The 1,832-nt window shown below is 39.9% G+C and carries 2 pseudogenes; both read right to left on the reverse strand.

The features are described 5' to 3' along the window. Positions 1-294, reverse strand: a pseudogene (locus JCM16496_RS20980) (RHS repeat domain-containing protein); the annotation flags it as partial. Positions 295-662: 368 nt separating this feature from the next. After that, a pseudogene (locus JCM16496_RS20985) lies at positions 663-1,832 on the reverse strand (RHS repeat domain-containing protein); the annotation flags it as partial.

Consider the following 1,832-nt stretch of genomic DNA (forward strand, 5'->3'; position numbering starts at 1 on the left):
GCCGTCCTTGAACTCGAAGCCGCCGTTGTAGGCAGAAGCCGTTACAGCATCGTCCACACGGCTCAACCGATTGCCGTTCAGCGTAAAAGTCAGGTTGTCTATCAGGCCATAGGCAGAAGCCGCAGTCTGGCTGTAGCGCTGCAGACTCTTGATATTACCGTTCTTGTCATAACCCGTCACATTCTCGCTGAAACGGTTCGCATTCGTACTGATGCCGGCTGTCTCACCGTAAGTAGCATTCAGCATTCTGTCAAGCCCGTCGTAAGTGAACTTATAGCCGCGGACCGTGTTTTCTTGCTGGCTTTCTGTCTCTGTTTTAGCTTTATAAGGTATAAAGTATCCCCCGTTACAAATGAGTAGATTGGCAGAACTTTATAAAAAAGTCAGCAGATGAAAAACATCCGCTGACTCCTAATTTAGGATTTACAATATTTATGCTTATAATAACTAATGATAGACACTATCAAATAGAGTATATTCAACAGAACATAAAATAAGAAGAATTTCATGTACTTCAGGAACATTTCTAAATAATAGGAAGCATCTTCAATTGTATAATCAATCATATTAGCAATTATCACATATAAAATAATCACTGCTAAAACAACAGAGAACAATAAATAGCATAAGTTTACCCATTTCATATTTGTATAAATTAAATCTTATTTGAATATTCCTTTCATATGATTTTGAAGTCCTGATGGAGTATTGTAAACTTTCAAAATTGGAATACTCTTCCACATTCCAAAACTGTTCGAAGGTTGCCGTATATAACCTTTCAAGACGTTAGAACCTGCAGCATTTAAGGCTTTAGAAACTGTTGTTGCACAATTATTGCCTAAGATATTATATTCATCAATAATATGAGCCGAAGAGTTGTTCTTATATTCACTCTTAGGATTATTAGGCATTTGCATTGATGAATTGAATTCTCTATCCATTACCTCAATCAACTCCGCATCAGAAACATCAGGCACTGTAAAAATGGATACAGTTGTTTTTATATTCTTATCAGCGTTATATTGTAAAGCTTCTTTCCCTGTTAATCGTACTAAAACCCCAGGACCATTAGCTATCGAATTTGAAGAGCCATCTGCTCCTTTGTTCGTTCCATCATATCTACCATAAGTATAAACAATAATATTCTCGCCTTCACCAGCACTAATCCATGCATGCCCAAGACCATAATTAGAAGTTGTTTCAGTATAAACTCTGATACTATCCCCATTTACATCAATATTCCTAACCGGATTATTCGCACCATACTGATAAGGAGACATCGGATAATACTTCTCGGCAAATCTGTCGTTCGTTGTAAACCGTCCCAACGCTGCATTATAATGACGTGCCCCATAGTCATACCAATTCAAACCTTTCTTCGTGTCAAGTTCCTTTCCGTTGTACTTGTAAGGCTGCACATTGCCGGTACTTGCAAATACCCCGCCAAAAGGATAGTAATGGTTCGTTTCCTCTACCGCCCCGCTCTGGCTGATGACTACACGGTTGTTTCCCTGATGGTCCTTCAAATAGTAATGATACTTGCTGTCACTCAAAGTAACATAGCCCTCATCGGTAAAAAGCAACTTCTGGACTCCGTTTTCATAGACCACATCGCTGCAGTAATCCGTCATGGTGCTAACGGTGCCTATCTTGTGCACGGTGCGGAGCTTGGTGCCGTCCGCTGCATAAGTATAGGTGATGGTACTACCGTCACTGAACGTTACTACGCTTGGCAAATTTAAACAATTATACGATATGTTGGGATTCCCTTATTTAAATCTTTCGTCAAATTACCGTTCGCATCGTATGCGTACTCGTTCGCCTGCTTCGCC

This window comes from Bacteroides rodentium JCM 16496, from assembly GCF_000614125.1.
Taxonomy (GTDB): Bacteria; Bacteroidota; Bacteroidia; order Bacteroidales; family Bacteroidaceae; genus Bacteroides; species Bacteroides rodentium.